This is a genomic window from Aquimarina sp. ERC-38, assembly GCF_026222555.1.
In the GTDB taxonomy this organism is placed as follows: Bacteria; Bacteroidota; Bacteroidia; order Flavobacteriales; family Flavobacteriaceae; genus Aquimarina.
This window is the reverse complement of sequence record NZ_CP098511.1, coordinates 2,360,868-2,378,265: the sequence shown is the minus strand read 5'-3', so window position 1 is coordinate 2,378,265 and position 17,398 is coordinate 2,360,868. Positions and strand designations below refer to the sequence as shown.

The window sequence follows — 17,398 nt, the reverse complement described above, 5'->3', positions numbered from 1 at the left end:
TGATTCTATTATAATTTAATATGTCGATCAACTATTCACCTTCCATTGATGAGATTGGTCTTCAAAAATCTCTTTACCAAAAACCGGAACTTCTTCCTTAATTGCTTCAACTACAAATTCCAATGCTTCAAAAACCACCTTCCGCCTGGGCGAAGAAACAAATACGAACAGGCAAATCTCACCTACAGCTACCGTACCTAAACTATGATAAATGTGCATACAGGTCAAATCAAATTTTTTAAATGTCCGCTCCCGGATTTCATGAAATTTCTGATTTGCCATTTCTTCGTAAGCGGTATATTCAATTGCAGTTACCGTTTTATCTGCGATTACGTCTGCACGTACCTGACCGAGAAATATATTATGAGCCCCAATACTGGTTTTAGACTGGTGTTTTGCAATGGAGTTACCAATAAAGTCACTGGAGATGGCTCCTTGCCTGAATACGTTTTTAATTTTCTTGTCCATATGCAATTTTGGTGTTAAATAAAGATTGAATAGTAGTTGCTGTTCCTTTAAAACTATACACTTCTTTAAACTGTTCTTGTTGTAAAATAGCCGTTGCTTTTTTACTTCTATTCCCGGATTGACAAAACACTATGGTTTTTTGGTTTTTATCTAAAGTTGGTATCTTATTTTCTAAAGAAGCAAGCGGTATTTTTATAATTTCGGGATGTTTTATAACCGGAATTTCTTCAGGATTACGAACATCAATCCATTGAATCGTATCATCTATAGCAATTTGACTTAAAGAAATTTCTGCGACTTCTTGTATATCCGTATCACAAAGAGAAATGATCTGATAATCTTCGGACTTCAATGTTTTTATTCTTATTTCTTTAATAAGTGCTTTGTTTGCTGAAAAGTGATAGGTATAGGTTTCCCCGGTTTTAGCACTATAGTTTAATAATCGACCGGACAATACCGGAAGGTTTCCTATAATGATTTTAAGTACCTCATTTGCCTGCATCGTTCCTATAATTCCTGGTAAAACACCTAAAACACCTACTTCGCTACAGTTAGGAATACTGTTTTGAGGTGTTTCCGGAAAGAGGCAACGATAACTTGGCCCATCCTGGTAATTAAAAACACTTACTTGTCCTTCGAACTTATAAATTGCACCGTACACGACCGGTTTATGTAATTGTATGCAGACATCATTAATTAAGTATCGGGTTTCAAAATTATCGGTGCCATCAACGACAATATCATAAGATCTAATAATATCAAATGCATTAGAAAGTAAAAGCTTTTCCGAATACGTTTTAAAACTAATAGTACTATTTAAAGCTTTTAACCTGGCTTTTGCTACTAGTGCTTTATTTACTCCAATATCATTTTCAGAAAAAAGGATTTGTCGTTGTAGATTAGATACTTCTACCCTATCAAAATCTACAATCCCGATTTGTCCTACTCCTGCTGCGGTCAGGTACTGCAATACCGGGCAACCCAAACCTCCAGCACCAATAACTAAAACCTTAGCCCGGTTAATCTGTTGTTGTCCGCTCTCTCCGATTTCCGGAAGTAATATATGCCTGCTATATCGTTCCATAAAATTAACCGCCTGAAAATGGTGGAAGTAATGCAATTTCGGCTCCGGTTATGGTTGCCGAAACCTCTACTAACTCCTGTTGTTGTGCAACCTTAAATTCCATATTTTTTAAATCCGGGTATTTCTTATATAATTCTTCTAAAAAACTGGTAACCTTTGTCTGATCAGTAGCTATCACTTCTGAAGTACAACCAGTTGCCTCAGCGATCATCCCTAAATATTTAACCGTGATTTCCATGGCTAATTTGCTTGTATTGTTCTGGTGTATTTATATTTTGCAGGCAAGAAACGTACGTGGCTTCTACTTTATATTTTTGAATGGATGAAAGGTTTTGTAATTGTAACACCCGTTTTTCTCCGTTTTTTAATAATCTTTCACAGGTTGTAGCCATGCTTTTTTTATAGATTCCCAGTAGCGGAATGTCATTTCCTTCGGAAAAGCACCATAATGCATCATGTTTTATATCGAATACATTAATTAACTTGACTAAAAATGACGCGTCTACTAGGGGCATATCGTTTGTAACTACCAGATTGAGATCCGTCTTACTATTGGTTAATCCGGAATGTAATCCGGCTAACGGCCCGGAATCTATAATAATATCTGTGACTACTGGAATATTCAGATAGTCATACGGTTTACTATTTGCAACAATCAGTATATTTTCTACTACTTTTTTTAAATTTTGAACGCTGGTTTCTATAAATGTACTGTTCTGAAACTTTAATAAACTTTTATCGGTACCCATACGCCTGCTTGCGCCGCCTGCCAGGAGTATTCCGGTGATATGCTGGTACGGAATTGTCATATGGTATTTATTAATTTCTCCTGTTCTTTTAAAAATAATTGACTGTTAAGAGTTACCTGTTTAAAAACGTCAACTAATTTACTTCCGTATACTGTAAGTGTAGCACCCCCTCCTTTTTTTCCACCAGTTTGTAAAATCACTACAGGTTGGGTTCCTGCCTGATTCATACTATTGACTAAATCCCATGCTTTTTTATAAGACATTTGTAAAGATTTTGCTGCCCGGGATAAAGAACCTTGTTCTTGTATGGCTGATAACAACTGTACCCGGCCATGACCTAATAAGACCTTACCCCCTTCATTCATTTCTATCCAAATCCTATTTTTTATCGTGTACATATCTATTTATAATTGGGGTAATAATATAATATGAATAGTATCATCAACTTGTACTTCTGCAACTTCTTGAGGAAGGTAAGCGAGGCAATTAGTCACAGCAAATGATCGCAACATCGCTGAACTCTGACTACCTAAAATGCTTACCCCGGTAGTGTCTACAAAGGCTTTTAAAAATTGAGGTCTATCTCCTTTTTTTATATAATGATATTTATTTCTAACCAAAAATTTAGCCACTTCAAACTCCGTGTTGCCCGTAAACCATTCCAATGCCTGGTGTACATGTACGTAAAAACAGCTTAACGCCGCAGCTGGATTTCCGGGTAAGGCAAAAATTAGTTTTTCTTCTTTCTTACCAAAGTAAAGCGGTTTGCCAGGTTTTTGTTTTACCTTATAAAACACCTCGGTAATTCTTTCCAGTTCCATTGCTTTCTTCACATGATCATAATCCCCAACTGAAATACCTCCGGTAATAATAATTATATCGTATTTGTCTAAAGCTTCTCGAATAGTAGACCTGGTTTCTTCCAGGGTGTCAATTGCTTTGTATATGGAAGTGTTCTGGTAATGCAATTGATGTAATACTTCCTGTAACATTAAACCGTTACTTTCATAGATTTGTCCTCGTTGTAATATTTGATCCGTAGTTACTAACTCGTCACCTGTTGTAATGATCGCAATATTAGGTTTCTGATAGACCGTTACCTTATCGACTCCAAGTCCTTGCAAAAATCCGATAGCAGCGGGTGTCAATTTTACACCTCCTTGAATGGCTATCTCTCCGGTCTTTATTTGTTCTCCCGTATCCCTAATATGATCGCCTAGCTTTGGGTTATGTTGAAACCGAATTTCTTCACCTACTACTTCAACCTGCTCTTGAATAATGATAGCATCCGCATCGTCAGGTACGCCTGCCCCGGTAAAGATACGTACAGCTTCCCCTGGTTTTAACTTTGGGTTTAAGGAAGATCCGGCTTGTACTTCACCGATTATTTTGTAATTGGTTTGATTATTTAACTTTAAAGCATATCCATCCATTGCAGATTGTCTGAACGGAGGCATATCAATAATGGAATGAACAGGTTTTGCTAAGGTATATCCCGTTGCTTCCGTTAAAAGAATTTCTAAGGTCTTAGAAGTAACAGAAACGTTGCTTTTTATAAATTGATAGGCTTCTTGGATAGAAATCATTGCGAAGGTTACAAATTAGCGTTATGTTCGAACAAATATAACGAAACTTATAAAGTATACCGTTCTCTATTACTAAATGCTGAAAAGAAAATTATTTTTAAATCCAAAGAAAAAATAATTTCAAAACTTAAACTTCCAGTAGTCCTATTTATTTTTAGAAAAGCTATATAGAATTTATAAGGGGAAGCTAAAAAAAGTAGTAGAGGTTGGTTAAATCAGTTGTCTAGGTTATACATTTAAATTAACCCATTATAAAAATAAAAAAGCTGTTTCATTATAAAAAATGAAACAGCTTTTTCCAGAATTAAAATGATTTGTATCTTAATATAAGGTTCGAAGGGCAATTCTATCAAAATTACTAAACTCACCATCTTCTTGATTATCAAAGCAGGAGATCATTATAGAATTAGAATCAATATTGGGACCGTTCCATTGGTTCCCACTAGGAGTTCCCGGTATTCTAATTGCACCAAACCCACTTATTGGTCGCTCTTCATTAGTACCATCACATCTTCTACGAGCATAATCAGTATGTCTAAATCCTAATGCATGACCTATTTCATGAGTCATTACGTGCTCATTTACATTTGTATTAAATCTATTCATTCCCCCAAAGATTCTAATTACATCTCCTGGTCTTCCACCAGATGGAAATTCTGCAATTCCTCCGGCATTAGTGCCACCAGGATTAAATATAATAATATCCGCACCATTCGGGTTAGAAGAAAAAGTTAAACGAAACCTTAAAGAAATATTTAACGCATTATAGTTATTGATAGCTAGTCTTAAACCTTGTTGCATTACTGGTGAAAGAGCACAGCTCCTACCATTACTACAATTCCCAGTATACCCTACTACGTCAATTACAGAATTTCTTGCTACTAGATTATTAGATCTATATTGTTTCGTTTCAACGTCACTCCCTTTAGATAAAGATTGATTAGTTAAATCATCTAATGCAATAAAAATATCTTTGAAATTTTCACTTCCTGCTAAAATTCCTTTTGTTAAAGTTCCGTCAATATCTTCTTTAGTATAATACTCTGCATGCAAAGGATTAACCCCCGCTTCTATTAATGCGATCTGATCTTTTTCAGATAATTCTGTGGTTGCTTCAGTACTAACTTCTGAAACACTTTCTTCTTTTTCACAAGAATAGAAAATCCCTGCTGTTAACGCACAAAGCGCTAAAACTTTAAAATTTTTCATAAAAATTATTTGGTTTTAATTACTATTTTGAAAATGGAATTATAAAAATTTAAATGCAAATAATGTAACCCCTTTCTCGATAATTCGAAATAAAGATATGTCAATTTTTTTTAATGAAAAGTCAATTACATTGAACTATTTAAGGTGTTTACTTAAAAACCATAGATTATATTCATCAAAACAGCAGTATCATTGTTTATTTTTTAATCTGTAAAATTAAAGAATTATCGATAAAAAACTGTATGTATTTTCCTACTAATATTAATAATAACTAATGATAGTTAGCAATTACTGATAGAAAAAGCAATAACATTTCAACTAAGTTAATATGTTAACATCATAAGAAATTTCTTACTTATTAAAATTTTTAGAAAAAATTTAAAAATTTTAATAATTTAACATTTGTAAGGTGCTTTTTAAAGCAATGCAGATAGTTTCTTGAGTTAATTTAGCTTTATGGAAGTATTCAATAATGAAAACTGAAAGGTATAATTTCAAATTTTCTAAAGGGTTTTATACCCAAATCTAGTTAAGGCTGAAATCATAGCCATTTATTATATTATAGAATCATTAATGTCCGGTAAACATTCAGGATCGCTATCGCTTCTAGAATCAAGAATCAAGACTAATCATTATAGTATGGAAAATCAATATTTATGTTAAATAACAAATTACTTTTAAAAAAGTAAAAAGCAATCTCTAAATAGTTCAAAGTTTGGAATCACTTTTTTACTAGGCTTCACAAACTTTTATTTATTTAACCGGACACTAATGTTATAATATATATACATACAGTAAAGAAGGTATCACTAGATTTAGTTAGAAATACAATTACGTAGGGATCAAGTTCTTAAAATAAAAAGATAAAATAACCTTATGCTTTACAGGTACAGTTGTACGTTCCAGGTAGTCTTAAAACACACTTTGACAATAAAGAATCATTAATGTCCGGTAAATATTCAGGATCGCTATCACTTCTAGAATCAAGAATCAAGATTAATCATTATAGTATGGAAAATCAATATTTACGTTAAATAACAAGTTACTTTTAAAAAGTGAAAAGCAACCACCAAATAGTTCAAAGTTTGGAATTACCTTATTTTACTATGCCTTCTAAACTTTTATTTATTTTAACCGGACACTAATAATAAAGAATATTAAAAGTCAGGTAAATATTCAACATGAAATATAACTTTTCATCTGATACGTACGATAGATACCTATTGCGTTTTAAGTTCGTTTATGTATTACTGAATTTCAGCGGTAAGTCCGGCCTCTAATAATTTAGAACATCTGGGAACCAGATCTTCATATCCTCCTGTTTTTACCGTACATTTTCCTTTGTAATGTACTAACATTGCGCATTGTTCAGCTTGAAGTGCAGAGTGATCACATGCTACAATTAACATTTCAATTACATGGTCAAATGTATTGAAATCATCATTAAACAGAACAATTTGATTATTGTTCTTTTCAGTTACCTGTTCTAAAACCTCTTCTAAAACTTCTTCCTGAACGCTCATGTGCTAATTTTTTTCAAATATAGTCGATACTGAATAAATTAAAAAACATGTTTGCTTTAATTTAACTGGTAACTTACTGCCATCCAGTTATTTCTTTCTATCTGCTTGACTTTCACTAATTGATTCTGATTACATACTTCATCAATTAAAGGTATATCCTCTTTATAAAAGCCACTTAAAAGAAGTAATCCGTTTTTACGAAGGTGTTGAGCATATACCGGTATATCTTCTACCAGGATATTACGATTAATGTTAGCAATGATAATATCATACGTATTTTGAATACTTCCTGCATCTCCTTCAAAAACTTCAATAGTTCTAGTATTATTTAGTTGTAAATTCTCTTTAGTATTCAGATAACACCAATTATCAATATCGATAGCATCTACCTGACCAGCGCCTAATTTTTCTGCGAGAATGGCTAAAACCCCAGTACCACAACCCATATCCAACAAAGATTTTCCTTTCATATCTAATACTAGTAAATGCTGTACCATCATAAACGTAGTCTCATGATGACCGGTTCCAAAAGACATTTTAGGATTAATCACTATATCATACAAACAGGCAGGCTTGTTATGAAAGGAAGCTCGAATACTACAAACATCATCAACTATGATGGGAGTAAAATTCTTCTCCCATTCTTCATTCCAATTTACAGGAGTAATCTCTTTATAGGTATACGTAATCTTAAACTCATCCGATTTCAGTATTTGTATCTCATCGAGAATAGTAGCGTACCAATCTTCTTTTTGGATAGAGGCTTCTACTTGAGATTCATTTTCCACAAAACTTTCGAATCCTACCAGCCCTAGTTGCGCAATTAATATTTCTGTTCCGGGTTGTACCGGTGTAACTTCAAATACGTAACCAATGTAATCAGGTGTTTTCATATTTTAAAAAAGGGGCTAAAGTACTTAATATTTTTAAAGCTAAGGCCAAAGCTTATTTTACTTTTATAGCTAAATGTATGTAAAGCGGCATAGAAGATTCGTGCTATCTAATGTTGATCTAGTTATATTATTCATAATATTTATAAATAGTAAAACAAAGCCTGGTGCTATCCCACGCCCTCTTCTTAAAGGAATATTCGTATAAATTTAATGTATGAAGCCTGTACAACTATTAATTTTATATTTTTACATAAACCCTTATCGTTGGATCTGATTGACCTGAGAATTTTAGATGTAGTTGACATAGTCCTGGTGGCTACCTTGCTTTATTACATTTATAAATTGGTAAAAGGAACTGCCGCTATCAATATCTTTATCGGTATTGTTATTATTTACCTGGTCTGGAAATTGACTCAGCTATTAAACATGGAAATGTTAAGTAGTGTTTTAGGTGAGTTTATTGGGGTTGGTATGTTTGCCTTAATTGTTGTGTTTCAACAGGAAATCCGAAAATTCTTATTAATGATTGGGTCTACCAATTTTGGTCGAAATAGAGCTTTTTTGAAACAACTCAAGTTTATAAGGGACGACGGTGAAGAATCTACAACAGACATTAAAGCTATTATCAAAGCTTGTGAAAAAATGGGCAAAAGCCATACTGGTGCGCTGATTGTTATTAAGAGAAGTACCTCGCTGGACTTTGTAAAAACCAGTGGAGATCGTATGAATATTATTCTAAACACTCCCATTCTAGAAAGTATTTTTTATAAAAACAGTCCCTTACATGACGGTGCTATTATCATCGAAGAAAACAAAATTGTAGCCACCCGGGCAATATTACCAGTAACCAACGAACGTAATATTCCGTTACGCTTCGGTTTACGGCATCGAGCCGCCATCGGAATTTCTGAAAAAACGGATGCTGTTGTTTTGATAGTTAGTGAAGAGTCCGGTAAAACTTCGTATATCAAAAACGGAAATTTTGTCCCTTATAAAAACTGGCTGGACTTGGAAGAAAAGTTACGGAAGGATTTATCTTAATTTGAATTATTATTATCTCTCTTTTAGGTTTTCTACATCCGTGTTGTATGCAGCTGTTCTAATATGAATATTAAAGGTATCATTTGTTAAGAAACCGCGGCAAACTGAACTTCATACAGATTCTTGTAATATCCATCGGTTATTGTTAGTAGTTCTTCATGGGTTCCCTGTTCAACAATATACCCGTCATCCATTACAATAATCTTATCCGCATTACGAATTGTAGCTAATCGGTGTGCAATGACAATAGAAGTTCTTCCTTTTGTAATTTTACTGGTAGCCTCTTGTATTAATTGCTCGCTATAAGAATCTACGGATGATGTGGCTTCATCTAAAACTAAGATACTAGGGTTAGATACATACGCCCTTAAAAAAGAAATGAGTTGTCGCTGACCCGAAGACAACATACTCCCTCGTTCTTTTACATTATAGTGATAACCGTTGGGTAAGCTCTGTATAAATTTATGAATACCAATTTTTTGTGCAGCTGTAATTACCTGCTGCTCGGTGATTTCTTTCTGGTCCAGGGTAATGTTATTAAGAATAGAATCTGCAAAAAGAAATACATCTTGTAATACCACAGCAATATGACTTCTTAGAGATTCTAGTTTAATTGTATTAATATTTTTCGAATCTACCAGGATTTCACCGCTATCAATAGAATAGAATCGATTTAGCAGATTAATAATGGTAGATTTACCTGCACCTGTAGCGCCCACAATGGCCACCGTTTCTCCGGGATTGACCTTAAACGAAATACCCTTTAGGACTTCTTCTCCTTTAATATAGCTAAAACGTACATCTTTAAAAGTAATAGCCCCGGAAACATGCTGTAATGTCAACGTACCCTTATTATCAATTTTAGAATTTGTATCTAAAATAGCAAACACCCGGTTAGCCGCTACCATTCCCATTTGTAACGTATTAAATTTATCTGCTATTTGACGTAATGGCCGGAAAAGTAAAGAAACCAGTTGAATAAAGGCAAAAATTAACCCAAGGCTAATAGTATTTCCTTCTAAAACTCGTAATCCTCCAAACCAAACAATCAAGCCTATGGCGATGGAACTACAGATTTCAGCAATCGGAAAAAATATGGAATTATACCAGACTGTCTTTATCCAGCCTTTTCTGTGTTTATTATTAATATCTTTAAACTTTTCGTACTCAATTTTTTCCCTGGTAAACAATTGGACTATTTTCATACCGGTAATCCGCTCCTGTACAAAGGAATTGAGATTGGAAACCTGCATTCTAACTTCTTCAAAAGCAATCTTCATCTTTTTCTGAAAAACCCGGGTAGCGTATAGTAAAAACGGGAAAATAGCCAAAACAATTAATGACAGTTGCCAACTCTGGTAAAACATATATAAAAGTATCGCCGTCATCTTTAACAAGTCACTGATAATCATGAATAGTCCCTGACTAAAGATACTGGCAATCGTTTCAATGTCATTCACCGCACGGGTTACTAAGCGACCTACCGCGGTCTGATCGTAATACTGTTTTTTAAAAGCAAGCATGTGTTCAAACAATTCTACTCTTAAATCCCGAATTACTTCCTGGCCTAGCCAGTTTGTGAAATAAATAAAGAAGAATTGAAAAACCACTTCGGCAAGCAACAACAATAGTAAAATGGAGATATAGGATACCAATAACTCTTGATTTGTTGTTTTAATCGCATCATCTACTATTAACTTAAGAAAATGCGGTTGTAAAATAGTCAGTGATGAAATGACAATTGCGGCAAAACTTACAAATACAAATACTAACCGGTAAGGTCGAGTATATCTTAAAAGCCTGCGAAACAAATTAAGGTCAAAAGCGTTTCCATTATCTTGAGCCATAGGTTATAAATAAATAGATTGGGGGTAGGTTACTTCTTGCAGGTATAAGCCATGTGCCGGTACTGAAAATCCTGCTTTGCTTCTGTTCTGGCTTTCAATAATTACCGGGAGTTCCGTAATAGGTAATTTACCCGAACCAATTTCCAGCAGTGTACCTACAATGGCCCTTACCATATTTCGTAAAAAACGATCCGCTTTAATGTAAAATTGTAATTGGTTTCCTTCCATTCGCCAGCCTGCCTCTTTAATATCACAAAAATAGGTTTTAACGTCTGTTTTACCTTTACTAAAACATTTAAAGTTTTTATAATCTAATAACATACCAGCTGCTTTATTCATCATTGCTATATCTAAAGGATGCGTAACCAAATAAGAAAAATCGTTGAAAAAAGGATTTTTTTGAGTATGTACTTTATATATATAAGACCTGGATAAGGCAGAGAACCTCGCATGTGCTTCATAAATTACCGGGACTATTGAGTTGATCGAAATATTCTGAGGTAAAAAAGAATTTAATCTATATAATATGTTGGTCAGGTCTTCGCTCTCATCCAGGTCCAGGTGTGCAATCAATTGTCGGGCATGAACCCCACTATCTGTTCGTCCGGCTCCGATAATATCCACCTTTCTATGAAATAAAATGGATAATTTTTCTTCAATGGTTTCTTGTACCGTATTAGCATTGGGTTGTTTTTGCCACCCATGATAAGAACTTCCCTTAAAAGAAATATCTATAAAATAACGCATGTGATCTGTAGGACTTATTACCAGAAATATTTAAAAAGTAAAGCTATCTTTTTTCTTGATTCATTTCAAAGATACTTCAAATTACAGATATTTGTAGTTCTATCCCTTAAATAGCAGCCTTTGAAAAATATACTAGTATTAAGTGATACGCATAGTTATATTGATGACCGAATATTACACTATGTTTCATTAGCCGATGAAGTTTGGCATGCAGGAGATATAGGAAACAATAAAGTCACCGATGCTATTGAAGCTTTAAAACCTTTAAAAGCAGTATATGGCAATATAGATGATGCATCTATCAGAAAAAGCTTTCCGTTAGACCAGCGCTTTTATTGTGAAGAAATCTCGGTCTGGATGACTCATATAGGTGGATATCCCCCTAAATATAATAAAAGAACCAAGCCCTTATTACAGGAGTATCAACCCCGCTTATTTATATGCGGACATTCACACATTTTAAAAGTGATGAATGATAAGGAAAATCATATACTACATATTAACCCGGGTGCAGCAGGAAAACACGGCTTTCATAAAAAAAGAACGATGGTACGCTTTACTATAGATAAAGATCGAATTAAAGATATGGAAGTCATTGAATTAGGTTCAAAATAAAGAAAACTACTAATATAATTAGTGTGAGGTAAAGATTCAAGACCCGCCTGCAGACGGGCAGGTCGCTATCACTTCAAGAATTAAGACTAATCATCATAATATTAGAAAAGTAACATTATTAAATTATTTATGTCAGAAAAAACAAATTACTTTTAAAAAGTAGCCTCTACATATTTTAAAGTTTACAATTACCTTATTTTACGATGTTTTGTAAACTATAATTTATTTCCATCGGTCACCAATAATTACAATACATAAAACCATATGATTTTTTAAAAGTAATAGATGTCACCTATAAAAAAACCCGAAGTTGGCATACTTCGGGTTCACGCACTAATACTACTAAGATTTAAGGTTTATCGTAAACGGTCTACAGATTTTACAAGATCTTCATCCTTTTTAATAGCCTTATTGGCCATTACTAATAAAACGATAGAAACGATAGGAATCACCATCCCAATACCTTTCTCAGAAACCATAGTTTCTCCAGATATAGTTAGCGACCAGTAAACAAATACTCCTAGTAAAATTAAGTTTAATAAGATATTAACCCGCCCCAGAACAAACTGAAGCTTTCGGTTTTTATATAGAAATACAGTAATTAGCGAGAGTAAAGCAGATGCTATAAATAATCCGAACACTAGCGGTTTTTCATAAGCGTAGATTTCTACTTTATTGGCATCAATCCCGTAAGGTACAAAAATGCAAATTGCCCCGGAAACAGCTGCTGCCAGTAGTAGGTAAATTGTCTGAATTCTTTGTAACATAATTAGAAAAAAGCAAAAGTAATTGTTTCTTTTATTTTATAAGTGAAAAATATTGAAAATAATGTTGTATACTTGCAACTCAAAATAAGACGGTTTTATTTCAACGCAACCGCCAACCCTCTTAATAATCTATTCCCAAAAATTCTTTTAGAAAATTCATATCAGGATTAAAATTATACAACTATTTAAATGTTAGAGATTTCTGAATTAAAAGCAAAAAAACTGCCGGAACTCCAGGAGATGGCAAAAAATTTGAACGTACCAAAATATCGTACCTTAAAAAAATTAGACCTGGTATATCAAATACTTGATTATCAAGCTTCTAATCCAAAAAAGATAGAAGAAGTCATTTCTTCTGAAAATACAATAATCGGTGATACTACTGAAAAAAAGCAGGAAAGTAAACCAAAACCAGCTAGAAAAACGGTACCCCGTAAAAAAGTAAGTGAAGACAAACCTGAAACTTCTGAAAAGAAGACTCAATTGGAAACTCCAAAAGAGAAAGAAGAAACCCCTGAAGCTAAAAGACCTCCCGTAAAAAGAGAGAATAAAAGCCCTAACGATAACAGGGAGCATAGAAATAAACCACAAGAGAAAAACCATCCGAAACCTAAGCATAATAACAATAATAACCCTCAAAAAAGGGATCATAATAACCGGGATAACGGTAATCGGGATAATGGGAATCGAGACAATCGGAACCGATATAAAGAACCGGACTTTGAATTTGATGCTATTATAGAGAGTGAAGGAGTTCTTGATATCATGCAGGATGGATATGGCTTTTTACGGTCAAGTGACTACAACTACTTATCTTCTCCTGATGATATTTATGTTTCACAATCTCAAATACGCTTGTTCGGATTAAAAACCGGAGATACGGTATTGGGACAAGTACGTCCACCTAAAGAAGGCGAAAAATATTTTCCGCTGATTAAAGTGAATAAAATTAATGGTTTAGATCCGCAGGTAGTTCGGGACCGGGTTGCATTTGAGCATTTGACACCTTTATTTCCACAAGAAAAATTTAAACTAGCAGAAAGACAAAGTACCATTTCTACACGGATCATGGATTTGTTTGCCCCTATCGGAAAAGGACAAAGAGGAATGATCGTGTCCCAGCCCAAAACCGGTAAAACGATGTTATTAAAAGATGTAGCAAATGCTATTGCTGCTAATCATCCCGAAGTTTATCAAATGATCCTTTTAATTGATGAACGTCCGGAAGAAGTTACGGACATGCAACGTAACGTAAAGGGAGAAGTAGTAGCTTCTACCTTTGATAAAGAAGCAAATGAACATGTAAAAGTGGCTAATATTGTTTTAGAAAAAGCAAAAAGATTGGTAGAATGTGGTCATGATGTGGTTATATTACTAGATTCTATTACGCGTCTAGCCAGGGCTTATAACACTGTACAACCTGCCAGTGGTAAGATATTAAGTGGTGGTGTAGATGCAAATGCGTTGCACAAACCTAAAAGATTCTTTGGGGCAGCACGAAATATTGAAGGAGGTGGTTCGCTATCTATAATCGCAACCGCCCTGACTGATACCGGATCAAAAATGGACGAAGTAATTTTTGAGGAATTTAAAGGTACCGGAAATATGGAATTACAACTAGATAGAAGAATAGCAAATAAACGTATCTTCCCCGCCATTGACCTTATATCCAGTAGCACTCGTAGAGATGATATTCTTCTGGATGACACAACTGTCCAGAGAATGTGGATTATGAGAAAATACCTGGCGGATATGAATCCGGTAGAGGCCATGGAATTTATCAATCAACGATTTAAACAAACTCGTAATAACGACGAATTCCTGATATCCATGAACGGATAAGTTCTCTATAATAATCTAAAAATGCCGAAAGTCTTCAATACGTATACTTTCGGCATTTTTATTGTAAAAAAGTTAAAATCCTTACTATTAATACAGAAAGGTTTATATTCTTTAACGACTATATAAAAAAGTATTAGTGTCCGGTAAAGATTCAAGATCGCTATCGCTTATAGAAACAAGAATCAAGACTGATCATTAAAGTATTGAAATTTAATATTGTAATAAATATTAACGGTAAGGAATAAATTAGTTTTAAAAAAGTGAAAAAGCAACCTTCCAAACAGTTTAAAGTTTAGAATTATCTTATTTTACTATGCTTTCTAAACTTTTGTTTATTTTAATCAGACACTAATGATAGAAAATAGAAATTATGAAATTATTTAGCACTATAATGTATCTACTCCTGGTTCTTTTAATAAGTTGTAATACCCAGGGACAACAAATTAAAAAATCAGAAAAATCATTTGCCGAAAATAAAGAACCGGTACAAACCAGTTCAAAAAACGGATTGGCACGTGCTTATTTTGCCAGTGGTTGTTTCTGGTGTGTAGAAGCTATCTATGAAAGCGTAAAAGGAGTAGAAGAAGTTATCTCGGGTTACGCTGGCGGACATACTGAAAATCCGACTTATGAAAGTAGCAATACTGGTAGAACCGGACACGCAGAAGCCGTAGAAGTTATTTATAATCCGAAAGTAATAAGTTTTTCTCAATTGGTAGATGTTTACTTTGGTTCTCAAAACGTATCTCAAATTAACGGACAAGGACCGGATCATGGCTCACAATACCGTTCTATAATTTTTTATCAGAATAAAGAAGAATATAATACTATCAAAGAGAAAAAACAAGCTTTAACTTTAAAACTGGATAAAAATATTGCAGCAGAAATAACTCCCTTTGAAAAATTTTGGCGAGCCGAAGAATATCATCAGGATTATGAAAAAAATCATCCTTCAAATCCTTATATTCGGAATGTATCCCTACCAAGATTAAAGAAATTTCAAACAAAATTTCCAAACTTAATTAAATGTAATGAAAATACGGTTTCTCATCAATAATAAACACTTTTTGTTGATTGGGATACGTTTTCTAAGTAAGTTCGTACATTTATATTCTTATTATTATTGCAAAAAAAAATCATTTTGACGTATTCAATAGATGGGAAAATTAATCTATTTATGATATTATTATTCTAAAATTTAGTTAAATTAAGAATTATATAGCGGATTCTTATTAGTGATTAATTAATTAAAAATCAGTATTTTACAGAAAACTATTAATTTTTTATTTAAAAAATTTAACAAAATAGTCTTAGAAAAAATATATTTCCCCATCCTAAAATAGCAAATTCTAAATAGAAGAAAATTTCTTTAAAAAATTAGCATTTTTCCCCTTTTTCACAGAATTATTCAAACCGAATAGTAATCTAAAATATATCTTAAAATATAGATGTAACATATAATTTAATCGATGAAATACACAAAATATCATTCTTTAAAAATAATCTCTCGGTATTTTTTTTTCAAATTATGTTGCGAATTACATTAAAATATTATATTTTTGTATAGAGATTAACCTTAAACTCTTAAAAAACGTTGGAGGTTTTAAGTATAGGTTTAAGCGTTAACTTTTAACAATTTGATTTGTAATAATATATACTATAAATCGTTATTATAAATTGAAGAAGTATTGAAATTAGGAATGACCGCGCAAATAAAACCGAATGTGAAATTACTTTCGGGTCGTATAAATTCCTAATTTGATTATTAAATTTAATTATGTAAACACAAAAGATATGAGATCAATTTTTACATTTATTCTACTTTTGGCGATATCCTTTTCTTCTTTTGCACAGACGCAATTAGATAGGTATTTGATGTCTAAGGCCAAATTGGTAGTGCGTAGTGGCCCTGGTGCAAACTATAATGAAATTGCAGAAGTACCAAAAGGAACTTCAGTATACGTTATTAGTTCGGGATACGGAGAGTACAGTACAATACAGTACAAAAGTATGAACGGATTCGTTCTTACCAACCTTTTAAAGCAAGATACTAGTATTGCTGAGGCAGAAGCTGCTGCAAAAGCTGCGGAAGCTAAAAAATCTGCTGCTGCTGCTGCTGCTGCAAAAGCAATTGCGGATGCCGAACGTGCTAAAAGAGCAGCAGAAGAAGCTGCTAGAAAAGCTATTGCTGAAGCTGAACGATTGAAAGCATTGGCGAAAGCTGATGCAGATGCCGCTGCTGCCGCTGCTGCCGCTGCAAATCAAAATATTTCTGCAGCAGAACGTAGAAGAAGAGCTGAATTAGCAGAAACTGAAAAGGCATTAAAAGAAGCTAACCTTAGAGCTTCCAGAAGCGGAAAGATTGCAAATGCACCTATCGAGTCGACTACCTCGTCTTATGGCAGTAATGAAAACACAAACAGACCGTCTGCTACTAGTAAATTGACCAGAGAAGATAAGTACAAAGCATGGAAAAAGAAAACCTACAAGTCAGGTGCTACACCTACAGCCTTTAGTAAGTTTAAAGGTGAATTTAATTATAAGCTTGACAATTACCTTAAAATTAACGTTGGTAAAAATACGGATGTAATGATTAAGTTGATTCGTATGGGTAAAACACAAGCACAGGATAAAGTAGTGCGATTAGTATACATTAATAGTAATACTACTCAATACATCAGAAACATTCCTGAAGGAGAGTACTATTGTGTGATTGCTTACGGAAAAGACTGGAGGGAAAATGGTCCTGGAAAAGGGGTATTTACAATAAACCCACTATATGAAAAAGGTCAGGATATTTTAGATTATAATACTAAGAAAACGGCAGAAGGTATCAACTTACCCAGTTACACCCTTTCTTTAGATCTTTTACCTAACGGAACTTTAGGTAACGGTAATGATTATCAGGATAATATTACTCCTGAGGATTTTAACAAGTTCTAATATTATAAATTTATTTTAGTAATAGTGTAAAAGAAAAAGATATCTTACATAATTAATGTATCAGAAATTAATACTGATATACGT

17 protein-coding genes are annotated in these 17,398 nt (G+C 33.5%); 5 read left to right on the top strand and 12 right to left on the bottom strand.

The window, feature by feature from the left end:
* Positions 1–27: 27 nt before the first annotated feature.
* The 9 genes from NBT05_RS09760 to prmA all read right to left on the bottom strand — a co-directional run bounded on the left by NBT05_RS09760 (position 28) and on the right by prmA (position 7,512).
* Positions 28–468 carry a molybdenum cofactor biosynthesis protein MoaE gene (locus NBT05_RS09760; protein ID WP_265769679.1) on the bottom strand — a complete coding sequence of 147 codons (441 nt, stop codon included), beginning with the start codon at positions 466–468 and terminating at the stop codon, positions 28–30.
* Entirely contained in the window at positions 452–1,552 is a 1,101-nt protein-coding gene (locus tag NBT05_RS09755; protein WP_265769678.1) for a ThiF family adenylyltransferase, read from the bottom strand. Before NBT05_RS09755 ends, NBT05_RS09760 begins: the two co-directional genes overlap by 17 nt.
* Positions 1,553–1,556: 4 nt before the next feature.
* The gene (locus NBT05_RS09750; protein WP_265769677.1) at positions 1,557–1,790 is read right to left on the bottom strand and encodes a MoaD/ThiS family protein; all 234 of its coding nucleotides are present in this window, start codon (positions 1,788–1,790) and stop codon (positions 1,557–1,559) included.
* Positions 1,774–2,361, bottom strand: a complete 588-nt coding sequence (gene mobA / locus NBT05_RS09745; RefSeq protein ID WP_265769676.1) for a molybdenum cofactor guanylyltransferase — start codon at positions 2,359–2,361, stop codon at positions 1,774–1,776. The genes NBT05_RS09750 and mobA overlap by 17 nt, the downstream gene beginning before the upstream one ends.
* Positions 2,358–2,699, bottom strand: a complete 342-nt coding sequence (locus NBT05_RS09740; RefSeq protein ID WP_265769675.1) for a winged helix-turn-helix domain-containing protein — start codon at positions 2,697–2,699, stop codon at positions 2,358–2,360. Before NBT05_RS09740 ends, mobA begins: the two co-directional genes overlap by 4 nt.
* A gap of 6 nt (positions 2,700–2,705) precedes the next feature.
* A complete protein-coding gene (gene glp / locus NBT05_RS09735) occupies positions 2,706–3,887 on the bottom strand; it encodes a gephyrin-like molybdotransferase Glp (protein ID WP_265769674.1) in 1,182 nt (393 codons plus the stop codon).
* A 321-nt stretch (positions 3,888–4,208) separates the two neighbouring features.
* Positions 4,209–5,096, bottom strand: a complete 888-nt coding sequence (locus NBT05_RS09730) for a M57 family metalloprotease (RefSeq protein ID WP_265769673.1) — start codon at positions 5,094–5,096, stop codon at positions 4,209–4,211.
* 1,247 nt (positions 5,097–6,343) lie between these two features.
* Positions 6,344–6,619 (bottom strand): ATP-dependent Clp protease adaptor ClpS, encoded by a 276-nt coding sequence (locus NBT05_RS09725; protein ID WP_265769672.1) that lies wholly within the window; start codon positions 6,617–6,619, stop codon positions 6,344–6,346.
* 56 nt (positions 6,620–6,675) lie between these two features.
* The gene (gene prmA, locus NBT05_RS09720; RefSeq protein ID WP_265769671.1) at positions 6,676–7,512 is read right to left on the bottom strand and encodes a 50S ribosomal protein L11 methyltransferase; all 837 of its coding nucleotides are present in this window, start codon (positions 7,510–7,512) and stop codon (positions 6,676–6,678) included.
* A gap of 264 nt (positions 7,513–7,776) precedes the next feature.
* Here prmA and cdaA point away from each other — a divergent pair, with 264 nt between their 5' ends.
* The gene (gene cdaA / locus NBT05_RS09715; RefSeq protein WP_265773231.1) at positions 7,777–8,553 is read left to right on the top strand and encodes a diadenylate cyclase CdaA; all 777 of its coding nucleotides are present in this window, start codon (positions 7,777–7,779) and stop codon (positions 8,551–8,553) included.
* An 86-nt stretch (positions 8,554–8,639) separates the two neighbouring features.
* On the opposite strand, the gene NBT05_RS09710 is transcribed toward cdaA, so the two are convergent.
* Positions 8,640–10,400 carry an ABC transporter ATP-binding protein gene (locus tag NBT05_RS09710; protein WP_265769670.1) on the bottom strand — a complete coding sequence of 587 codons (1,761 nt, stop codon included), beginning with the start codon at positions 10,398–10,400 and terminating at the stop codon, positions 8,640–8,642.
* 3 nt (positions 10,401–10,403) lie between these two features.
* A complete protein-coding gene (truA, locus tag NBT05_RS09705) occupies positions 10,404–11,147 on the bottom strand; it encodes a tRNA pseudouridine(38-40) synthase TruA (protein ID WP_265769669.1) in 744 nt (247 codons plus the stop codon).
* A gap of 120 nt (positions 11,148–11,267) precedes the next feature.
* Here truA and NBT05_RS09700 point away from each other — a divergent pair, with 120 nt between their 5' ends.
* Positions 11,268–11,762: a metallophosphoesterase family protein gene (locus tag NBT05_RS09700; protein WP_265769668.1), complete on the top strand. Its 495-nt coding sequence runs from the start codon at positions 11,268–11,270 to the stop codon at positions 11,760–11,762.
* Between the two features lie 356 nt (positions 11,763–12,118).
* Here NBT05_RS09700 and NBT05_RS09695 read toward each other — a convergent pair whose 3' ends face one another.
* Positions 12,119–12,529, bottom strand: coding sequence for a DUF4293 domain-containing protein (locus tag NBT05_RS09695; RefSeq protein ID WP_265769667.1), 411 nt, complete (start codon positions 12,527–12,529; stop codon positions 12,119–12,121).
* A gap of 189 nt (positions 12,530–12,718) precedes the next feature.
* Here NBT05_RS09695 and rho point away from each other — a divergent pair, with 189 nt between their 5' ends.
* The 3 genes from rho to NBT05_RS09680 all read left to right on the top strand — a co-directional run bounded on the left by rho (position 12,719) and on the right by NBT05_RS09680 (position 17,314).
* Positions 12,719–14,371, top strand: a complete 1,653-nt coding sequence (gene rho, locus NBT05_RS09690; RefSeq protein ID WP_265769666.1) for a transcription termination factor Rho — start codon at positions 12,719–12,721, stop codon at positions 14,369–14,371.
* Positions 14,372–14,741: 370 nt separating this feature from the next.
* Positions 14,742–15,428, top strand: a complete 687-nt coding sequence (gene msrA, locus NBT05_RS09685) for a peptide-methionine (S)-S-oxide reductase MsrA (protein WP_265769665.1) — start codon at positions 14,742–14,744, stop codon at positions 15,426–15,428.
* A gap of 737 nt (positions 15,429–16,165) precedes the next feature.
* Positions 16,166–17,314 (top strand): SH3 domain-containing protein, encoded by a 1,149-nt coding sequence (locus NBT05_RS09680; RefSeq protein WP_265769664.1) that lies wholly within the window; start codon positions 16,166–16,168, stop codon positions 17,312–17,314.
* Positions 17,315–17,398 lie beyond the last annotated feature (84 nt).

Excerpts from the sequence above, each read along its gene's own strand:
- NBT05_RS09760 (WP_265769679.1), bottom strand. The coding sequence starts at position 468 with ATGGACAAGAAAATTAAAAACGTATTCAGGCAAGGAGCCATCTCCAGT.
- NBT05_RS09755 (WP_265769678.1), bottom strand. The coding sequence starts at position 1,552 with ATGGAACGATATAGCAGGCATATATTACTTCCGGAAATCGGAGAGAGC.
- NBT05_RS09750 (WP_265769677.1), bottom strand. The coding sequence starts at position 1,790 with ATGGAAATCACGGTTAAATATTTAGGGATGATCGCTGAGGCAACTGGT.
- mobA (WP_265769676.1), bottom strand. The coding sequence starts at position 2,361 with ATGACAATTCCGTACCAGCATATCACCGGAATACTCCTGGCAGGCGGC.
- NBT05_RS09740 (WP_265769675.1), bottom strand. The coding sequence starts at position 2,699 with ATGTACACGATAAAAAATAGGATTTGGATAGAAATGAATGAAGGGGGT.
- glp (WP_265769674.1), bottom strand. The coding sequence starts at position 3,887 with ATGATTTCTATCCAAGAAGCCTATCAATTTATAAAAAGCAACGTTTCT.
- NBT05_RS09730 (WP_265769673.1), bottom strand. The coding sequence starts at position 5,096 with ATGAAAAATTTTAAAGTTTTAGCGCTTTGTGCGTTAACAGCAGGGATT.
- NBT05_RS09725 (WP_265769672.1), bottom strand. The coding sequence starts at position 6,619 with ATGAGCGTTCAGGAAGAAGTTTTAGAAGAGGTTTTAGAACAGGTAACT.
- prmA (WP_265769671.1), bottom strand. The coding sequence starts at position 7,512 with ATGAAAACACCTGATTACATTGGTTACGTATTTGAAGTTACACCGGTA.
- NBT05_RS09710 (WP_265769670.1), bottom strand. The coding sequence starts at position 10,400 with ATGGCTCAAGATAATGGAAACGCTTTTGACCTTAATTTGTTTCGCAGG.
- truA (WP_265769669.1), bottom strand. The coding sequence starts at position 11,147 with ATGCGTTATTTTATAGATATTTCTTTTAAGGGAAGTTCTTATCATGGG.
- NBT05_RS09695 (WP_265769667.1), bottom strand. The coding sequence starts at position 12,529 with ATGTTACAAAGAATTCAGACAATTTACCTACTACTGGCAGCAGCTGTT.
- rho (WP_265769666.1), top strand. The coding sequence starts at position 12,719 with ATGTTAGAGATTTCTGAATTAAAAGCAAAAAAACTGCCGGAACTCCAG.
- msrA (WP_265769665.1), top strand. The coding sequence starts at position 14,742 with ATGAAATTATTTAGCACTATAATGTATCTACTCCTGGTTCTTTTAATA.
- NBT05_RS09680 (WP_265769664.1), top strand. The coding sequence starts at position 16,166 with ATGAGATCAATTTTTACATTTATTCTACTTTTGGCGATATCCTTTTCT.